The 19,740-nt window shown below is 42.4% G+C and carries 14 protein-coding genes; 11 read left to right on the top strand and 3 right to left on the bottom strand.

From position 1 onward, the window contains the following. Window positions 1-149: 149 nt before the first annotated feature. Window positions 150-1,571, top strand: a complete 1,422-nt coding sequence (locus QO187_RS08705) for a glutamate synthase subunit beta (protein ID WP_102093184.1) — start codon at window positions 150-152, stop codon at window positions 1,569-1,571. Window positions 1,572-1,878: 307 nt separating this feature from the next. Next, complete coding sequence (locus QO187_RS08700) at window positions 1,879-3,090, top strand: FUSC family protein (RefSeq protein ID WP_371548048.1); 1,212 nt, start codon at window positions 1,879-1,881, stop codon at window positions 3,088-3,090. 80 nt (window positions 3,091-3,170) lie between these two features. Here QO187_RS08700 and QO187_RS08695 read toward each other — a convergent pair whose 3' ends face one another. After that, the gene (locus tag QO187_RS08695) at window positions 3,171-4,304 is read right to left on the bottom strand and encodes a PotD/PotF family extracellular solute-binding protein (RefSeq protein WP_371548046.1); all 1,134 of its coding nucleotides are present in this window, start codon (window positions 4,302-4,304) and stop codon (window positions 3,171-3,173) included. Between the two features lie 374 nt (window positions 4,305-4,678). Here QO187_RS08695 and QO187_RS08690 point away from each other — a divergent pair, with 374 nt between their 5' ends. Beyond that, window positions 4,679-5,506, top strand: a complete 828-nt coding sequence (locus QO187_RS08690) for a 3-oxoacyl-ACP reductase (protein ID WP_371548045.1) — start codon at window positions 4,679-4,681, stop codon at window positions 5,504-5,506. 220 nt (window positions 5,507-5,726) lie between these two features. Here QO187_RS08690 and QO187_RS08685 read toward each other — a convergent pair whose 3' ends face one another. Beyond that, window positions 5,727-6,557 (bottom strand): Cof-type HAD-IIB family hydrolase, encoded by an 831-nt coding sequence (locus QO187_RS08685; RefSeq protein WP_102093181.1) that lies wholly within the window; start codon window positions 6,555-6,557, stop codon window positions 5,727-5,729. Between the two features lie 299 nt (window positions 6,558-6,856). On the opposite strand from QO187_RS08685, the gene QO187_RS08680 reads away from it, so the two are divergent. The 3 genes from QO187_RS08680 (at window position 6,857) to QO187_RS08670 (ending at window position 8,868) form a co-directional block, all read left to right on the top strand. Continuing rightward, complete coding sequence (locus QO187_RS08680) at window positions 6,857-7,363, top strand: hypothetical protein (protein WP_102093180.1); 507 nt, start codon at window positions 6,857-6,859, stop codon at window positions 7,361-7,363. Window positions 7,364-7,801: 438 nt separating this feature from the next. Beyond that, window positions 7,802-8,281, top strand: a complete 480-nt coding sequence (locus QO187_RS08675; protein ID WP_371548043.1) for a BLUF domain-containing protein — start codon at window positions 7,802-7,804, stop codon at window positions 8,279-8,281. A 107-nt stretch (window positions 8,282-8,388) separates the two neighbouring features. Next, window positions 8,389-8,868 carry a BLUF domain-containing protein gene (locus QO187_RS08670; protein ID WP_371548042.1) on the top strand — a complete coding sequence of 160 codons (480 nt, stop codon included), beginning with the start codon at window positions 8,389-8,391 and terminating at the stop codon, window positions 8,866-8,868. 123 nt (window positions 8,869-8,991) lie between these two features. Here QO187_RS08670 and parC read toward each other — a convergent pair whose 3' ends face one another. Further along, window positions 8,992-11,298 (bottom strand): DNA topoisomerase IV subunit A, encoded by a 2,307-nt coding sequence (parC, locus tag QO187_RS08665; protein ID WP_371548040.1) that lies wholly within the window; start codon window positions 11,296-11,298, stop codon window positions 8,992-8,994. Window positions 11,299-11,755: 457 nt separating this feature from the next. On the opposite strand from parC, the gene QO187_RS08660 reads away from it, so the two are divergent. The 5 genes from QO187_RS08660 to QO187_RS08640 all read left to right on the top strand — a co-directional run bounded on the left by QO187_RS08660 (window position 11,756) and on the right by QO187_RS08640 (window position 19,488). Then, the gene (locus QO187_RS08660) at window positions 11,756-13,549 is read left to right on the top strand and encodes a von Willebrand factor type A domain-containing protein (RefSeq protein WP_371548038.1); all 1,794 of its coding nucleotides are present in this window, start codon (window positions 11,756-11,758) and stop codon (window positions 13,547-13,549) included. Between the two features lie 353 nt (window positions 13,550-13,902). Beyond that, window positions 13,903-15,630 carry an AMP-binding protein gene (locus tag QO187_RS08655; protein ID WP_201605936.1) on the top strand — a complete coding sequence of 576 codons (1,728 nt, stop codon included), beginning with the start codon at window positions 13,903-13,905 and terminating at the stop codon, window positions 15,628-15,630. A gap of 508 nt (window positions 15,631-16,138) precedes the next feature. Further along, complete coding sequence (locus QO187_RS08650) at window positions 16,139-17,938, top strand: AMP-binding protein (protein ID WP_371548037.1); 1,800 nt, start codon at window positions 16,139-16,141, stop codon at window positions 17,936-17,938. 181 nt (window positions 17,939-18,119) lie between these two features. Next, complete coding sequence (rph, locus tag QO187_RS08645) at window positions 18,120-18,836, top strand: ribonuclease PH (RefSeq protein WP_371548035.1); 717 nt, start codon at window positions 18,120-18,122, stop codon at window positions 18,834-18,836. 160 nt (window positions 18,837-18,996) lie between these two features. Beyond that, on the top strand, window positions 18,997-19,488 hold the full coding sequence (locus tag QO187_RS08640) for a hypothetical protein (RefSeq protein ID WP_101206065.1): 492 nt from the start codon (window positions 18,997-18,999) through the stop codon (window positions 19,486-19,488). Window positions 19,489-19,740: the final 252 nt, after the last annotated feature.

The following is a 19,740-nucleotide window of genomic DNA, read 5'->3' as shown; positions in this document are numbered from 1 at the left end:
CCAGCGTTCCGTTTTTAGAGACGTTTTAACTCACAGGTTTTCAGCAGGTAAGTGACAGCAGCGGTATATGTCTTAAATTTTAGACAAACAAAACATCGCTGACTGTCGCCACCCACTGCAAAAGAGCCTTATATAAAAGAGATAGCACCATGGCAAAACGCTTAGAAAATAACTTCCAGTTTTTAGATATACCAAGATTTGATCCAACCAAAAAAGACATTGCAACACGTTCAACAGAGTTTGTTGAAATTTATAAACCTTTCGAAAACGAAGCTGTTGCTCAGCAAGCGCATCGTTGTCTTGAGTGTGGTAACCCGTACTGCGAATGGAAATGTCCAGTACACAACTATATCCCTAACTGGCTAAAACTGGCCACAGAAGGCCAGATATTTCAGGCAGCTGAATTGTGCCACCGTACTAATACCTTGCCTGAAGTGTGCGGACGAGTTTGCCCACAAGATCGTCTGTGTGAAGGCGCTTGTACGTTAAATGATGGTTTTGGTGCAGTGACCATTGGTAATGTCGAAAAATATATCAACGATACCGCGTTTGCACTTGGCTGGCGTCCAGATATGTCTGAAGTCGTTTGGACAGACAAAAAAGTCGCTATCATTGGCGCAGGACCAGCAGGTTTAGGTTGCGCAGATATCTTGGTCAGAAATGGTGTCAAACCAGTTGTCTTTGATAAGCGCCCTGAGATTGGCGGCTTACTAACATTTGGCATCCCTGAGTTCAAAATGGAAAAAGATGTCATGCGCAATCGCCGCGTGATCTTTGAAGACATGGGTATCGAATTCCGTTTAGAGACAGAGATTGGTACAGACGTCACGATTGATGAGCTATTGGCTGACTATGACGCGGTATTTATGGGTATGGGTACATACACCTATATGCGCGGCGGCTTTGCTGGTGAAGAGCTGACAGGCGTCTACGATGCACTAGATTACCTGATTGCGAACGTGAACCGTTGCAATGACTGGGAAAAAGACGCTGAAGAGTACATCGACTTTAAAGGTAAAAAGGTGGTGGTACTCGGTGGCGGTGATACCGCAATGGACTGTAACCGTACCAGTATCCGTCAAGGCGCCGAAAAAGTAGTTTGTGCCTATCGCCGTGACGAGGAAAACATGCCTGGTTCACGCCGTGAAGTGGTCAATGCTCGCGAGGAAGGCGTTGAGTTCTTATTCAATCGTCAGCCAACCGAAATCATTGGCTTAAACGGTAAAGTTAACGGCGTAAAAGTCGTTACTACTCAGCTGGGTGCACCAGACAACCGTGGTCGTCAACGCCCTGAGCCAATCCCTAATTCTGAAGAGATCATCCCATGTGATGCAGTCATCATGGCCTTTGGTTTTAGACCAAGTCCTGCTGATTGGTTTGAGTCTCAACAAGTGGGGATGGACAGCTCTGGTCGCGTACTAGCAGCCGAAAAGCAAATCTTCAAATTCCAGACCCAAAATCCTAAAATCTTCGCTGGTGGCGATATGGTGCGTGGTTCTGATTTGGTTGTGACAGCGATTTGGGAAGGCCGTGAAGCTGCGGAAGGTATTCTAGACTACCTAGAAGTGTAATACGCTAGCGTAATAGACTATTATTCACTAACACTAACACTAACACTAACACTGACGCAGATCTTGATAAGTAATTCGATGAGTCATTTGGTGAATAATCTTCAATAGCGTAGATTTCAATATAGTGTGCTAGGATATTTTTTATAACGCCTTTTACCTGTGAATAATAGGTAAAAGGCGTTATTTTTTGTCCGTCATTTTGCTGATAGAATATCAACTTATACTTACCGCTAGTTAGTGATATTTTTTAATAATTTTTTATCAAAATATCTCACTTAAATATTCCACCCAAAAAGAGTAGCCTTGCGTGAAACCCACCCTTTATCAGCGTATTATTGCTCCATTTGTCGAACCCTATGTTCGCTACCAACATGCAGATATCCTACATGCCACCCGCCTAGGTACGGCTGTGATACTGGCTTTATTGGTAAATAAAATCACCAACCTTCCGCACGGTGAATGGACGACTATTACCGTATTTATCATTCTAGGGTTATTACAATACCAAGGCGCTATTTATACTAAGGCGAAAGAGCGCGTGATTGGTACTTTGTTAGGTATTGGTACTGCGCTTGGGGTGTTATGGTTTAATCAGAACGCAGGCGCATGGTTGTGGGTGGACTATGCGCTCATTGGTCTGCTCAGCGGCATCATTGGCTATCTAGCCGTCAGGCAGCTTGGGTATACAGGGCTGCTAACGGGTATCACTATGTTGATGATTGTCTCTGATTTAGGCAATAATAGCATTGGTCAAGATGGTATCTACCGCGCATTAAATATCTTACTGGGGACAGGCGTTTCGGTAGCAGTGACGCTGATTTTGCCGCTCAAATCAACGTTGATGTGGCGGTTCTTATTGAGTAGTAACCTTGACGCGTGTAGTAGTCTCTATGCAGGCGTAGGTCATCATATTGACGCAACGGATGGAGTAGTGGACGATTCTGTTCAAAAGTTAAACCCAGTAGCTTTTCCTGTTAAGGAAGTACCCGTTGATAGAGCGTTGGTCACAGCGTTACAGCAGATCAATAAACGTCTGCTGGCTGTGCGACCACATATTGCGGCGACAGCAAGTGAGTCAGGTATCGAAAAAGAAACGCTAGAGACGATTCAACGTACCCACCGTAATATCATTGGGACGATTGATTTACTGTTAAGTGCGGCACCGCGTTTGGCAAATATCGAAATTGATGAAGAAAACCATGTTTTATTGGTACATTATCAGCATGAGCTAACCCAAGCGATGCAGCATATAGCAGCGGTATTACGTAGTCCAAGCGATGAAGTATTTCGACCCATTACTCGTATTGCTGTCTCGGAGTATCCAAGCGTACAGCACCTAGCATTTGAGTGGCAGGGCTATTTTTGGTTGACCCAAACCTTGCAGACTCAGTTGCAGCAGCTGAGTGATTTATTACAAACATCGAAACCGCATTGGTTTGCTGCATCTGGTTTGGGCTATCAGCGCCGTGAGCAGCGCCGGATGAAAGAGCAGGGCGGCGAGACAGATTTACATTTATAGCGCAAAAAAACGCTGACCATTTAGGATCAGCGTTTTTATTTTAAAAGACTACGTTATTTTAAAGTGCTACATCAAAACTATTAACGACCAGTCTTTAGCTTGTCCCAGTACTGTTGATACACTTGCAATGCCTCGTCGCCCACATCTTCTTGGAACTCAGCTTTTGCTAATACTTCTTTAGAAGGATAAATCGTTGGATTGTTTTGGACGCTCTCATCCATCAGCTCACGCGCTGCTATGTTTGGTGATGCGTAGCCGATCTCTTCACTCACGATTTTTGCATTTTCAGGACGCAATAAGTAATCAATAAATTTATGTGCTGCATCAACTTGCTTGGCATTTTTTGGAATGACAAAATTGTCCATCCATAAGATAGCGCCTTCAGTTGGATACTTATAAACCAAGCTAGCCAAACCTTCGTCATTGGCCATGACTGCTTCACCATTCCATGTCATACCAAGCGCAGTCTCACCTTCGATATATGGCATACGTGTTGCATCAGAGTTAAAAGTTTTGACGTTTGGCATCAACGTGGTGAGCTTATCGTAAGCGGCTTCGATTTCGTCAGGATTGCTACTATTACCTGAGTAGCCGAGAGTCAGCAGTGCCATACCAAAGACTTCACGCACGTCGTTAGTCAGCATCACCTGACCTTTATACTTAGGATCCCATAGGTCATTCCAGCTATTGACAGTTTTCGGATCGACACTGTCACCGTTAATGGCTAGACCGGTGCTGCCCCACATATAAGGGATAGAGTACTTATTGTCAGGATCGACTTTGGTATTGGTAAATGAGGTATCAAGGTTTTTAAAATTGCTCAATTTAGACTTGTCTAGTTCTTGCAACAGTCCTTCTTTCGCCATTTTTTCGACGTAATAAGTCGATGGAATCGCTAAGTCATACTGACTAGAATCATCGAGTAGTTTGAGCTTGGCATACATCGCTTCGTTAGAGTCAAATGTGGTGTAATTAACTGAGATGCCAGTCTCTTCTTCAAAGCCATCTAAAATTTCTTGCGGCATATATTCTGACCAGTTGTAAAGGTTCAGCGTCTCATTGCTCGCCGCAGCGCTGCCATCCGCTGCATCGTCAGAGTTGCTACAACTGGCAAGTACCAAGCCGACAGCCGCTGCTAACAATGCTTTTGGCACTATGCGACTGACACTAGCCGAAGTGTGAGTAGTTGGATGGGACGATGATAAATGGGTCAAAATATCTCTCCTAAATAAAGATAATGCAAATCAGAAAAATTCAATAAAAAAGCCAAAAAGATAAAAGCCTAATAAGGCCAATAAAACTATTATGGTCATTAATTTATACAATTTAAAGGGTTATTATTAAGGCAATGCTCAATAATACTAATAAAAATAGCCAGTTGGGCTAATGAGATGGGTAGTAAACTAACTTAGTGACAGCTAATTCTGAGTAGAATTGCTAGCGAGCTGCTAACCTCGAATCGAAAAAACATAGTATATAACCATGCTATGATTGGCGCAGGCCGAAGTATGACGAACATCATTTAAGCAGATATCAGCCTTTGGTTCTAAGACACCAACCATACCATAATAATAAAGGATACAGCGCAATGACCGAAAGTACCTCAACTCAAAACGCCTTCAATAAAAGCCACTCAGTTATACCGGCATTGCTTACGGATAAAGTTGCCATAGTCACTGGTGCCAGTCGGGGGCTTGGTGCACAGATTGCACAGCAAATGGCAGCCGCAGGCGCTATCGTTTGCGTCAACTACCTCAATAGTAAAGAGGCTGCTGAGGCAGTAGTGGCTGATATCATCGCGACAGGCGGTCAAGCATTTGCTTATCAGGCGGATGTCACCGAGCTTGAGCAAGTACAAGCCATGGCAGCTGAAGTCATCACTCGTCATGGACGTATCGATATACTGGTCAATAATGCTTTGCCGAATTATCAGTTCAATCCAAGCGCTGCGTACACCAGTATTGAAACAGTAAAGTGGTCGCATTTTTCACAACAAATGGACGGTATTGTTAAAGGCGCAGTCAATACGGTGCAAGCAGTGCTTCCGCAAATGAAAGCGCAGCAAGTAGGTAAAATTATTAATATCTCAACCAATCTTGTCTACAACCCAGTGGTGACCTATTATGATTATACCACGGCTAAATCAGCGTTGATTGGGCTAACACGCAATCTCGCGAGCGAACTTGGTCAATATGGTATTCGGGTTAATTTGCTGGCAGGTGGATTATTAAAAACTACCGACGCAAGTAGCTTAACCACTGAAGAGGTATTTGATTATATTGCGACTACAACACCGCTGCGCCAAGCAACCTCGGTAGCTGATTTTGCCAATTCAGTATTGCTCATGGCGTCTGATTTGAGCATGGCTATTACTGGACAATCTATCGCCGTCGATGGTGGATTGACTATGCCTTAACTGAGGCCTTAACTGAGGCCTTAACGCTCTATTGGATTGGTAGAAGGGATGAAATGAATACTCGATAAGGTATTGGAGTCATCACCGCTCCAGCTTTCATTTGTATTTTCTATATAAAATTAGACCATAATAAAAAGCCCTTACTAATCGATTAGTAAGGGCTTTTTTAAAATGAACGTTAATTAAATGAACATTAATGGCTTTATGTGCCTGAACAGTCTTACGACTTCATTGCTAACTGATTAAGCACGGTTTGAATACCATACTCTTCAATCGTCCCAGTGACAAAGTCAGCGCGTTCTATTAAAGCTGGCTGTGCATCTCCCATGGCCACAGCAAATCCAACCAAGTCGAACATTTCTAAGTCATTCATACCATCACCGAATGCCATACACTCGCTTGCATCTACCGCATAGTACTCGCATACATCTTTGATGCCGCGAGCTTTTGATGCCTCTGCTGGCAATATATCGGCACCAATCTGATGCCAATGTACCAGCTTTAAATCATACTGGGCAAAATCGATGTCTTGCATCTTTTCTTGCTGATTATTAAAGAATACCGAGCATTGATAGACGGTATTTGATTTGTAGTACTCAGGGTCAAGGATCGAGTTGGGCGTGACCGCATTGAACTCGCGTAAACGTTCATTTTCACCTGACCACGCGATATGAGTGGCAGAGTCAAACTTATGAATCAAATCACTCTGTTGGCACAGGCGTACGATTTTATCTGTCTGTTCAGCAGTTAAAGGGTAGTGGCTGATTCGGCCGCTTTTATCAAAACTGTATTGTCCATTCATACAAATAATGGCGTCCAATATATCTGCATCAAGCAACGCTAGAATGTCTTCAGGCAATATGGCTTTAGAGCGGCCAGTCGAAATCACTAGTTTAATATCGGTATCTGCAAGCTGCTCAAGCGTCGCTTTATTGTGTTCAGCGATAATGCCGTTACGGCTCAAGGTATCATCGATGTCAAAAAAGATGATTTTTGGGATCGAGATTTTAGTAGTCATACTTTCTTTGGCAATCTTATCTTCAATAAACATGATGATCCTATTATTTTTAGTCGTGTAGATACAATGATTCAGATACTACTACAACATACCCAATCAGATAAATACCTATCGAGTAACCTATGATGCTGCAAGTATGCTTATTGAGACAGTATTTGGATGTAGCCTGTAGAACCGCTCATTGCTTGTCCAGAGGATTAACAAAAATGCTAAACGATATGATTAACTTAACCGTGTCTATGTATTATAAAGTTATATTCAATTATCAAAAACAATCTACCAAATAAGATGGACTCTCGTTATTAATGCATCAGCTACCTAAAGGAATAAGTATGAAATTCTTTACCTTAAAATCGGTTACAGTTTTGGCAACAGTGGCTTTATCTGCCAATACTTTTGCAATGGATGTTGAATTTAATGATGCTGTTTGGGATGGCAAAAAAATACCTGAGGGGCAGCAATGTCTAAACTATGGTGGCAAAAGTCCAGCCACGCCTAGCATGACTGTTTCAAACATTCCGGCAGGCGCGGAAAGCCTGGTATTCGTCTATAACGATGTAAGCAACAAACGTATGCAGAATGGTGGCCATGGTATCGTCGAGTTTGTACTACCAGAGGGTGCTACGAACGCAGAAGTGCCACGAGTATTTGGTCACACTTACGAAGTACCAGTAGGTATTGAGATGGTTGCAGAATACCGCAGTCGTAAAGGCGAGGCGGGCGGTGCATATAAGCCACCTTGTTCTGGCGGCAAGAACCATCTGTATACGGTAGATGTACAAGCATGGCAAAGTGATTCGGTACTTGCTGAGACAACAGTTGAGATGGGTCGGTATTGATACGTTAGCTATTCAATTAGTATGCAATAAAGTCGTTTATACAAAACTGTTTATATATAGCGTAGACGGCTGTTTATTGAGGGTAGGTTATGTTTTATATACCTATAAATACGCTAACTTAATAAACATGACAGACCCTGATGAATCCTTGTAGAGTTTAGTCTATAAGTAAACATGACTTAGTCGTATAAGTGCGTTGAGGCAGGGCTATAGGAAAATATAGATTAGGCTTGTTAACTATTGGAATAATGCCAAGATACTGAACGTGACAACTTTGTAGTATAATTTTACTACTATGAATATTGGTATGCTATATCATTGAAACTTCTATGTTATAAATCTAAAAAAATCATAGCAAATGGTAAAAAACGTTATTAATTATACTTTATCTTAAAGTATACCTTGATTTGAATGAATTTTTTATAAATAAGGTTTCTTATGAACATAACGGCAAGCCAACCTTCAGAAGATAGAAAAAGGCATGGCGAACATATTCTTATCCACATGACATATATCGCCAAAAATGTCGATCTAGATTCGGGGATTGAGCTGACTCGCGCACTTGAGTACTGGCGCAGATATTTTGAAGAAAACGATATCGTTTCAGCTTTAGTCATTAGCGAAGGTTATTTCGTTCAAAGTTTCCAAGGAACAAGACCTGCTATCAATACTGCCTTGGAAAAGATACTTGACGAGCATTCCACTATTGTCCCTAATATTGTGAATATAGAGGAAATAGAATCGCGCCAATGGAATGGGTTTTTAGTTAAACATCTAACCTCAAGTGTTGAAGACGAAGAGCATGCCCTAAAGAACTTTTCAGCAGGCTCTGACTACAATCCTTATCTAATGAAAAGTACTCAGATTGAAAGCTTTTTGACAGCGATATTTGAAGGGGCTGAATCCGATAGGTTTTAAGTGAGTAGCATTTACATATCATAAGAGTCATCTATTTTAATTGGCGTAAAAAAGCCGTCTATAAAGTATCTTTTGATTTAGATAATTTTTTATAAATAAGGTTTCTTATGCATATCACTACCAGCCAACCTTTAGAAAATAGAAAAAGACATGGCGAGCATATCATTCTCAGCCTAACGTATATTGGCAGAAATAGTGACAGTAATCATGGGATAGGGTTGGCTCGTCTGCTTGAGCAATGGCGAAGGAATAATGAAAAAATTGGTGTAACCTCAGCGCTTGTCGTGAATGACAATTACTTTATTCAAAATATTGAAGGTCCAAGACCTCTTATCAATGAAATACTAGTAAAATTAATCAGTGAGTACTCTTACCTAGTACCCCACCTCAGTGAAATTGAGGAAATAGAAGAACGTAGGTGGGATGGGTTTTTAATAAAATATTTAACATCAAGTGCAGAAGACGAAGCATATACCCTAAAAAGCTTCTCGGCAGGTGCTGACTTTAATCCGTATCTAATGAAAAGCACTCAGATTACAAGCTTCCTGAAAGTGATCTTTGAGGATGCTGTATCTAATAAGTCTTAAATAAGTTCTTGATTCTGATTAGCGTAAAAAAGCCGCCTATACGTTTGTGTAGGCGGCTTTTTAAGCTGTTTAATTTTATTAGCTAGATTTTGAACTAGGGTTTCCAAAATTTAACTAGTCAAACTAGCCAATCTCAACACTCGTCACGTTCTGAAAGCCTCTTGGCAGCTGTCCACCACGATTACCGCGAACACCCGTATAGTTAGCCAAATCATTTGGCTTGAGTGTCACATGGCGTTTGCCAGCAGTAATGACAAGGCTGTCCTGCTGACTAAGTGGTGTGATTGCGAGCACTTCTTCACCGTCTTTTAATTTAATAAGTTTGTTCCCTTTACCGCGAGCTTGTTCAGGCAAATCATCGAGGGCAAATATCAGTAGATACCCTGCATTGGTTGCAACGGCAACATGATCAGGTGTCACGCGTATATTGCTATTTTCACCTTCGGCATTGGCGGCCGTCTCTACTGGTACGTCGATACGTGCAACAGGGAGCAAGCGACTATCAGTTGCTAAGTTAATAACGTTTTTACCAGCTTTTTGGTTGCTATCGAGATTACCAATGGTATTGATAAAACCATAACCTGCTGAGCTGGCAAGGATAATGCGTTGCTCGTTATCACCCGTTAGTAGCTGCTCAAAGCTAGCGCCTGCTGGCGGCTTTAATACACTGGTCAATGGATCACCTTGACCACGCGCAGACGCTAAGTTGTGCGCATCGATACTATAGCTGCGTCCCGTACTATCGAGTACGTAAATCCTTTCGTTTGATTTGCCGCGCACGTGCGCTTGATAGCTGTCACCTGAGCGGTAACTCATACCAGCAGCATCGACATCATGGCCCTTAGCGGCACGAATCCAACCTGCCTTTGATAAGATAGCAGTGACCGGCTCACTTGGTACGAGATCTGACTCTTTTAATGCCTGCGCTTCTTCGCGTTCTGCCAATGGTGATACACGCTCATTGCCATGTTCTTTCATATCGGCAGCAAGCTCGTCAATCATCAGATTGGTTAGACTGTCTGGATTGTCTAAGTATTCTTGAATGATGGCACGTTCGGCAGCCAGTTCATCCTGCTCGCGGCGCAGCTCAATCTCTTCTAATTTTGCCAACTGACGCAAACGAATATCCAAGATAGCATTGGCTTGAATGTCAGTCAGGTCATAATCCTGCATCAAGGTTGCTTTTGGATCATCCTCTTCACGAATAATGCGAATCACTTCATCAATATTCAGATAAGCAATCAGCAAGCCCGCCAAGATATGCAAGCGTTTATCAATTTTATCTAGGCGATATTGCAAACGGCGTGTGACCACCGAGCGGCGACAGATTAACCATTCTTCCAAGACTTCTTTTAAGTTTTTCACCTGCGGCTTACCATTTAAGCCAATCATATTCATATTGACGCGGTAATTGCTTTCTAGGTCAGTACTGGCAAATAGATGACTCATGACACGATCGACATCGACTCGCGTTGAGCGCAACTCAAGGACGATACGACAAGCGTTTTCGTGATCTGATTCATCATGAATATCCGTCACCCAAGGCAGCTTTTTATCGGTCATAAGCTTAGCAATTTGCTCTTGGATTTTGTTGCCTGACACTTGGTAAGGAAGCGCATCAATGATGACGAGGTTTTTTTCTTTAGGGTCAACATGAAAGGTGGCGCGCATCTTATAACTGCCACGTCCAGTCTCGTACATCGCTTGCAAATCTTTTTTGCTGGTGATGATTTCCGCTGGCGTTGGCAGGTCAGGCGCAGGTATCGATTGGGTAAGCTGCTTAACCGACAGCTCTGGGTTTTTGAGCAATCGAATAGCCGCGCGTACCACTTCATTAAGGTTATGCGGTGGAATATCTGTTGCCATGCCAACCGCGATACCTGTCGTACCGTTTAATAAGATATTAGGCAGGCGGGCAGGTAGGGTAGTTGGCTCTTGCATCGTACCATCGAAGTTATCTTGCCAATCGACCGTGCCTTGTCCCAATTCTGCGAGCAACGTATTGGCATAAGCCGACATTTTAGCTTCGGTATAACGCATTGCCGCAAAGGATTTCGGATCATCTGGGCTACCCCAGTTACCTTGACCAGTGATAAGCGGATAGCGATAGCTGAACGGCTGTGCCATCAGTACCATAGCTTCATAACAAGCGCTATCACCATGCGGATGGTATTTACCCAATACGTCACCGACCGTACGCGCGGATTTCTTCGCCTTGGCAGAGGACTTTAGCCCAAGCTCGCTCATGGCATAGACGATGCGACGCTGGACAGGTTTTAGACCATCGGCGATATTTGGTAGCGCCCGATCCATGATGACGTACATGGCATAGTTGAGATAGGCTTGTTCAGTGAACTCTGCGACTGAACGAGTATCCATCGGCTCATTGGGGATAATTGGGGCGATCGTATGATCAATAACATCAGACATAAAATAGGATTCACTTATCAGTTTTAATAGGTATAGATAATTGGTTCAAGCATACAAATAGGATAGTGCTATCGTAAAGGATATTGCACCAATTAAAAAGACGTATGTCAGAATATACGACATCTCGTGACGTGCTTAAAACAAGCGCTTATAGGAGTTTTTTCTACTGTGGTGATTCATAGCTTTTATAGATTAAATTAAGTATAGTAAATCTAATATTTGTTTTTTATATGGTTAATAGATGTTTTAAGGTTGAATCCTTTTTATTTAAGATATTTTGTCTATCATCAATCCAAAAACAGTAGGTACAGAATAGTTTTAATGCAAAATTAATAACTGAAAGTATGACAGCTAATAGACTAAATAAGGCGTCTGCTTTGCCTATTTAAATAGCATTAACCATATATTGACATGGACAAGTCGCTACTGAATTATCTTACAATAAGGAATTTCTGTTATGTCATTTGACCCTTTATCTCAAGTTTCTGCCTCTACAATTCTAAAAAACGAAAGTAAGCACCTAGGGAAAAACGTTACTAGAAATGTGCTGTTGATTACTGCTATAGCCAGTCTAGGATTGACAGCCTGTAGCTCTTCACAAATGAGCAAAACGCTACCAACCGAGACAAGCAGTACAGTCAATCAAGATGCAGCAGTGATGTCAGAGTCTATCATGGCGTCACCCAGTGTGAGGCCATCAGTCATCAGCCAACAGATGATGATACGTTCTGCGGCACAGACAGGTATCGTACGCCCATCACCGAGCATCATAGTCACGCCAGAGGCAAAAGACAACTATCAAAAAAACGCAGCCAATCCTGTACATCGAACTACGGATATGGCGGTATCCACCCTGTCTATCGATACCGATACGGGCAGCTACGCCAATGTGCGCCGCTATTTAAACGAGGGTCAACTACCACCTGTTGATGCCGTACGGGTAGAGGAATTGATTAATTATTTTAACTATCAATTTGATGATGGCAAACGCTTAGGTAGCGCCCCGTTTATTGTGTCAACTGAAGTAGTAGACTCACCTTGGGATAGAGCAGATCAGGATAATAAAATCGTCAAAGTTGGTATCAAGGCCGTTGATAGTAGCTGGTCGCAAAAAACGGATAAGCAGTCTATGCCTCCTGCCAACCTTGTGTTTTTAGTAGATGTGTCAGGCTCTATGTCGTCGCGCGATAAACTGCCATTGGCACAGTCATCGCTTAAGCTGTTGACAGAGCAAATGCGCGCCCAAGACAGTATCAGCATCGTGACCTATTCAGGTAGTACTAGTGTGGCATTGCCTGTGACTAATGGTGACCAAAAAGCAAAAATATTGGCTGCAATCGAGGGATTAAATGCCTCAGGCTCGACCAATGGGGAAGATGCTCTTAAATTGGCCTACAGGCAAGCTGAGCAGGGTCTAAAGAAGAATGGTATCAATCGAATCATGATGTTAACGGATGGCGATTTTAACGTTGGTATTACTGATGTCGATGAGATGCTTGATTTGGTCAAAGCCAATCGCGATCGCGGTATCTCTTTGTCTACCGTTGGCTTCGGTCGTGGTAATCTGAATGATCACATGATGGAACAGATGGCGGACAACGGCAATGGAAATTACAGCTATATTGACAGCTTAACTGAAGCAAAAAAAGTCTTTGGGGATGAGTTAGCTGCGACATTTAACACCGTCGCTAAAGATGTAAAAGTCCAAGTTGATTTTAATCCTGATGTGGTGAGTGAGTGGCGCTTGATTGGTTATGAAAATCGCGTACTGGCTGAAGAAGACTTCAATAATGACAAAGTTGATGCAGGTGAGCTTGGGGCAGGTAAGGCAGTTATCGCTTTGTTTGAGGTAACTCCAAAAGGACAAAAAGGGTTATATAGCGATCGCCGTTATGCTGACAGCAATGCTAGTACTAGTTCGAGTAGTAAACAGAATTCTAATGAGCTTGGCTATCTAAAGATTCGTTATAAAGCACCGACAGGTGGTAGCTCCAAACTGATTAGCCAACCGATTAATAAAGCTAGCCACGCTTTAAACAAAGCCAGTATCGATACTCAGTTTGCGATGGCAGTAGCAGGGTTCGGTCAACGCTTGACTCAAAGCGATTATATTAATGATTGGCAGTACAGTGATAGCACTAAGCTTGCCAAAAGTAGTATCGCAGATAGACCAAGTAGCGATACTGATGGTACTCGTCGCAACTTTGTGACGTTAACTGAGCTGGCGAGTGCACTAAAAAATAGTCGATAGTGAACAGTTATCGTGTCGGCATGGTCATTAGGTAGCAAAAGTCAAGAGTCATATTTTCTAATGGTATGACTGAGATTTTTAATCTAATGTATTGATATATATGGAGATATTTAGCGTCAAGCCTATTTGAGAACTGGTGTAGCAATCTTTTGTATTGAGTACTATGTATAAAGTGTGTATGTTAATGAACAAAGGGCTATTTACCGCTATATTGTTCGCTCAGCACTATACAAATATGTCGCAGCCTTGCTTTTTATCATAACGATAGGCAAGACTCTGACGTTTTGTATATTTATCACACTGTGATTGGCGTGGGTTGACGGTAATGTATTATTACTAGGAGAGAAAAGATTATGGAAAATCAAGGAAACTTAACCCGTCGTGACGATAAAGTTTGGCTAAAAACGTATGAAGAACTTGGTCTGGAGTATGACATTGAATTGCCAGCCGACAATACGTCACTTATCGATATTTTCGAAAAAAGCTTCGCTGAAAATGCTGATAAAACTGCCTATATCTGCATGGGTTCATCGTTAAGCTTCCAAGAAGTAGATTTATACAGCCGTCAAATGGCCGCTTATCTACAGTCATTAGGATTGGTCAAAGGCGATAAAGTTGCGGTCATGATGCCCAACATTTTGCAGTTACCAATCTCTGTCATCGCTGTACTACGTGCAGGCTTTACCTTAGTTAACGTCAACCCTCTGTACACTACCAGAGAGCTTGAGCATCAGTTGACTGATTCAGAAGCCAAAGTGCTAATCATGGTCGAAAATTTTGCCAAAACCTATCAAGACATCGGTCGCAATGTGGTCGATAAAGTCGTGATTACGGGTATGGGCGATTTGATGGGTACGCTCAAAGGCTTTATGGTTAATACGGTCGTCCGCCATGTCAAAAAAATGGTGCCAGACTATAGTATTTCTAATAGCATCAGCTTCAAAACAGCACTAAAGCAAGTCACTGCTAGCAAATATAAGCGCCCAACCAATATCACACTTGATGATATCGCCGTCCTACAGTATACCGGTGGTACAACGGGTGTGGCAAAAGGTGCGATGCTAACGCACAAAAACTTGGTGGCAAACTTAATTCAGTCTAATACCTTTTTGGGCACCGCTTTTGATGATTTAGATCAAAGAGGTGAGCAACCTGTGATTATGACGGCATTGCCGATGTATCATATTTTCTCATTTACCGTATGTGGCATGTTCGGTCTGTATCGCGGTTGTGTGGTGCTATTAGTACCAAACCCACGTGATCTTGATAGCTTGTTAAAAGCATATAAAGCCAACCCACCAGCGTTCTTCCCAGCGGTAAACACGTTGTTCAACGCGCTTGCCAACAACGAAGAATTTATAGCGATGGATCATAGCAAGCTGCGTCAGTCGATGGGTGGTGGCATGGCGGTACTGAGCCCAACAGCCGAAAAATGGCGCCAAGTGACAGGTAATATTATTATTCAAGGTTATGGCTTGTCTGAAACATCACCAGTCGCGACCGCTAACCCTAGCAACAGCAAAACATTCACAGGTACCATTGGTGTACCGATGCCAGCAACAGATGTGGCGATTTTGGATGATGCTGGTAATGAAGTGGCACTTGGTGAGCGCGGTGAGATTAGTGTTCGTGGTCCACAGGTCATGAAAGGTTACTGGAACCGCGAAGATGCTACTGCCGAAGTCATGACAGCAGATGGATTCTTCCGTACTGGTGATATCGGTATCATGGCTGACAACGGATATGTGACCATCGTTGACCGCAAAAAAGACATGATTTTGGTGTCTGGTTTTAACGTTTATCCGAATGAAGTCGAAGAAGTTATGGCTGGCCATCCTAAGATTTTAGAATGTGGCGTCATCGGTATCGAAGACGAGAAAAGTGGTGAGATTCCTAAGATTTATGTTGTCCGTAACGACCCAAGTCTGACCACTGACGAAGTTCTTGAGTACGGCAAAGAGAACTTAACAGGTTATAAGCGTCCTCGTCGTGTTGAATTTATTGATGAGCTACCAAAATCGAATGTTGGTAAGATTTTGCGTAAAGATCTACGCGTACTTGAAGAAAAAAACCACGGTTAATTTGCTGATACACGCACCTAAAGAGTTGTTTGATAGATGCGTGTATTAACCAAAGATACATGTGAAAGTAACGCACGATTAGATGCTGTAGTAACTAAAGTAGTAACCAAAAATGATAAGGCTGCAACCATGCTGTCTTATCATTTTTTTGTCTTTATCGCTTTTGACATTTGCGGATGACAGCTACTATTAATAGAGAATATCTATTAAAACTGCTATAGTGCCCATCGACGTATTTTTGTTTTTGTCCAAAAAACCGTACTGGTTTTACTTAAGACAACTAGTGAAATCATAGTAGTAAATATCATTTTCGACTTGGTCGTGCTAAGTGTTAGTATTATTTATCATGGACTTAGTGTCGTCCTTTAATTGCAAAGCTTATGAATGATAAACCCGATCATACTTATCTATTTCTTATTCATAAGCTTCTGCTGTCAGCAATAATCATAAAAAATGGTGTTTCCATTAGCATATTCAATATTTTTAACAGTAACATTTAGGGAAAATTATGACGGATAATATTAATAAAAAAACGACAGATAATAGCGCTGCAACTGATGATAAAGCCAATACTACTAACGACGTTTATCAAAGCAATGCGTTTCCTACTATGCCGACCATCGATAGCGATAGTCCGTGGCTGAGCGCTTATGAGCGCTATAGCATCGATGCTACTATCGAGATGCCAGAAGACAATACCTCTTTACTGGATGTGTTCGAGCGTAATTTTAGCCGTTATGGCCAAAAACCTGCCTATATCTGCATGGGTGCATCGATTACTTTTAAGCAATTAGATCTATATAGCCGACAGATTGCTAGCTATTTGCAGTCAATAGGACTGGTCGCAGGCGATAAAGTTGGGGTAATGATGCCCAACGTCTTGCAGTATCCAGTGGTCGCTTTGGGTATCATTCGTGCAGGGATGGTGTTGGTCAATGTAAACCCTCTATACACCAGCCGTGAGCTATCACATCAGTTGCATGACAGTGGTGCGAAAGCGCTATTTATCGTTGAAAACTTTGCTAAGACGTATCAAGATGCTGAAGACAAAGGTCAGGTAGAGCATGTAGTCGTGTGTACCATTGGTGATATGCTAGGTACGATTAAAGGAGCTGTGGTCAACCTCGTGGCTCGTCATGTCAAAAAGATGATTCCTGCTTATAGTATACCGAATAGCGTGAGCTTCAAGCATGCCTTAAATGCTGAGTCAGCCAGTAAGTACCAGCGCCCTGAGTTAAACTTAAGCGATGTGGCTTTGCTGCAATATACCGGTGGTACGACAGGAGTAGCGAAAGGCGCGATGCTGTCTCACGGCAATCTAGTCGCCAACATGTTACAGGTCAGCGCACTGATGAACAGTGCATTTGATGATGATATAGATGGTAGAGATGTGATTTTGACCGCACTGCCGCTATATCACGTATTCTCATTTATGGTCTGCGGTATGTGTAGTATGTATCAAGGCTATGCCTCGCTACTCATTCCGAATCCGCGCGATCTTGATGGGCTTATCAAAGAGATGGCTAAGTACAAGCCAGCGTTTATTCCTGCTGTAAATACCTTGTTCAATGGCTTAGTACACAAAGATAACTTTGCTAATTTGGACTTTTCTAATCTAAAAGCATCTATCGGCGGCGGTATGTCAGTATTGCCTAGCGTAGCGAAAGAGTGGCATAAAATCACAGGCCTGCCTATCGTTGAAGGTTATGGTCTATCTGAGACTTCACCCGTGGTGGCTTTCAATCCGATGACTATTGCAGAATTTACCGGAAAAATCGGTATTCCTGCGCCTAGCACCGATATCGTACTCATTGATGATGACGAAAATATAGTAGCCATGGGCGATCGCGGTGAAATCTGTGTAAAAGGCCCACAGGTCATGATTGGTTATCAGAATCGTCCGAAAGAAACTGCTGAATCCTTTACGGCTAGCGGTTACTTAAAAACTGGCGATATTGGAATCATGGACGAAAAAGGCTTTATCAAAATTGTCGATCGCAAAAAAGACATGATTTTAGTCTCTGGTTTCAACGTCTATCCAAACGAAATTGAAGAGGCGATGAGTGAGCATCCAGCAGTCGTAGAATGCGGTGCTATTGGTGTTCCAAACGATGATCGCGGCGAAGAGCCAAAGCTGTTTGTGGTCAAAAAAGGCAACGTGACTGAAAAAGAGCTACTAGAATATGGCAAGAAACAACTGACTGGCTATAAGCGCCCACGTCATATACAGTTCGTTGACGAATTACCAAAGTCGAACGTTGGCAAAATCCTACGTAAGGAATTGCGTAAGATGGAAGGGTTAGAATAGTTTATATCTGACATTCTGTTGATAACGGTGGCGTAATGGCAGGAGCGAATCTTGCTATTGCGCCGTTGTCACGTTAGGATATCTTAAGATTTTAGTCGACTACATACCTATCAATGTGTTTACTGACAACTGATAGGTATTTTTATGACACTGCTTTTATAACATTGTACTAGGAATTTTTATGCGTATTGACAATCGTGAGCTTGACCAACTTCGCTCGATCAGCTTTGAGCGCCATTATACGAAGCATGCTGAAGGGTCAGTATTGGTAAGTTTTGGCGATACCAAAGTACTATGTACTGCCAGTGTAGAATCTGGTGTGCCGCGCTGGCTCAAGGGTAAAGGCAAAGGTTGGATCACAGCCGAGTATGGTATGTTGCCACGTGCGACCAACACGCGTAATCAGCGTGAAGCGGCTCGCGGTAAGCAGTCAGGTCGTACGCAAGAGATTCAGCGTTTGATCGGTCGTAGCTTACGTGCCATGATTGATCTGAGTAAACTTGGTGAAAACACTATTTATCTTGATTGCGATGTGCTGCAAGCGGATGGTGGTACTCGTACGGCTAGTATCACTGGCGCTGCAATTGCACTCATCGATGCGCTAGAGAGTATCCAAAAGGCCAAAAAACTCAAAACAGATCCACTAATCGGATTGGTTGCTGCGGTTTCTGTTGGTATGAAAGATGGCGAAGCGTATCTTGATCTGAACTATGAAGAAGACTCTAGCTGCGATACCGACTTGAACGTTGTAATGACCCAAAAAGGCGAGTACATTGAGCTACAAGGTACTGCTGAAGAAAAGCCGTTCACTCGTGCTCAAGCAGATGCTATGCTGTCATTAGCTGAAAAAGGCATCGCTGAATTGATTAAAATGCAACAGACAGCGCTTGGTTGGTAGACTAGCGTTTAGATTCAACATACTGTCTTTGTCTTTGTCTTTGTCTTTGTCTTTGTCTTTGTCTTTGTCTTTGTTTTTGGTGTCAATAACTGCCTGTTAGCTGCTAATAGGCAGTTTTTTAATAGAAAATATTCGTACATTACGTAATAGGTAACAACACATGCTCAAGCTGACAGATGATGGCGCCAAAATCACCTTACAAGGGCAATCAAATGCTGCTGATAATGGCATGTTTTGGTTTGGTTCTGCATTATTGGTAGGGGCTGTCGCAGTCGCCATGGCGATGAGCTTATTGCCTGAGCGTCTAGCCATTGGTGCGCTTGCACTGCTTATTATTGGTAGCTTTATTTTTAATAAAAAGCGCCAACAGCACAAGAAAGCCATGAGCGGTATGATTAGCAGTGGCACATTATGGGTAAGGGCTGGCGAGTTGGTACATGACAATCTAGGTAAGCGTGAGCATATTCATTTAACGGATGGTGATAAGATAACGCTGATTGGCGAGCAATTACAGATTGTCGATAGCAGTGACGTTCGCAAATATCATATTACTGGTTTCGAGAGTGCTCAAGAAGCAAAAGCTGCTAAAGCTATCTTAGAAGGGCAAGCGCTAACGAAACGTCATGTAAATATTAAAATGAAGAGTAATTAGGGCATGTTCTCAATTTCGTACTTTACGAAAGCATAGCTATTATCTTTGTATTATCTAAATTCCTAACTCAAATATCACTTTAAATTTCACTCGACGCGCGTTTTCCCAGTATCGTCATCCATCAGTATATTTATACCGTCTATCACCTATCGCAGGCGAATAGTGCTTGCAGATTTGTGCGCAAATGGTTTATAAGTAGGATTATAAAATTTATCCTTCTTATTATTGATACTGTCATTGGGATCTAGTTGA

The organism is Psychrobacter sp. Arc9, assembly GCF_041431295.1.
GTDB lineage: Bacteria > Pseudomonadota > Gammaproteobacteria > Pseudomonadales > Moraxellaceae > Psychrobacter.
This window is presented reverse-complemented; position numbering and strand designations above follow the sequence as displayed.

What these genes read in the sequence shown, in the direction of transcription:
- QO187_RS08705 (WP_102093184.1), top strand. Translation starts at nt 150, where the DNA reads ATGGCAAAACGCTTAGAAAATAACTTCCAGTTTTTAGATATACCAAGA.
- QO187_RS08690 (WP_371548045.1), top strand. Translation starts at nt 4,679, where the DNA reads ATGACCGAAAGTACCTCAACTCAAAACGCCTTCAATAAAAGCCACTCA.
- QO187_RS08685 (WP_102093181.1), bottom strand. Translation starts at nt 6,557, where the DNA reads ATGTTTATTGAAGATAAGATTGCCAAAGAAAGTATGACTACTAAAATC.
- QO187_RS08680 (WP_102093180.1), top strand. Translation starts at nt 6,857, where the DNA reads ATGAAATTCTTTACCTTAAAATCGGTTACAGTTTTGGCAACAGTGGCT.
- QO187_RS08675 (WP_371548043.1), top strand. Translation starts at nt 7,802, where the DNA reads ATGAACATAACGGCAAGCCAACCTTCAGAAGATAGAAAAAGGCATGGC.
- QO187_RS08670 (WP_371548042.1), top strand. Translation starts at nt 8,389, where the DNA reads ATGCATATCACTACCAGCCAACCTTTAGAAAATAGAAAAAGACATGGC.
- parC (WP_371548040.1), bottom strand. Translation starts at nt 11,298, where the DNA reads ATGTCTGATGTTATTGATCATACGATCGCCCCAATTATCCCCAATGAG.
- QO187_RS08660 (WP_371548038.1), top strand. Translation starts at nt 11,756, where the DNA reads ATGTCATTTGACCCTTTATCTCAAGTTTCTGCCTCTACAATTCTAAAA.
- QO187_RS08655 (WP_201605936.1), top strand. Translation starts at nt 13,903, where the DNA reads ATGGAAAATCAAGGAAACTTAACCCGTCGTGACGATAAAGTTTGGCTA.
- QO187_RS08650 (WP_371548037.1), top strand. Translation starts at nt 16,139, where the DNA reads ATGACGGATAATATTAATAAAAAAACGACAGATAATAGCGCTGCAACT.
- rph (WP_371548035.1), top strand. Translation starts at nt 18,120, where the DNA reads ATGCGTATTGACAATCGTGAGCTTGACCAACTTCGCTCGATCAGCTTT.
- QO187_RS08640 (WP_101206065.1), top strand. Translation starts at nt 18,997, where the DNA reads ATGCTCAAGCTGACAGATGATGGCGCCAAAATCACCTTACAAGGGCAA.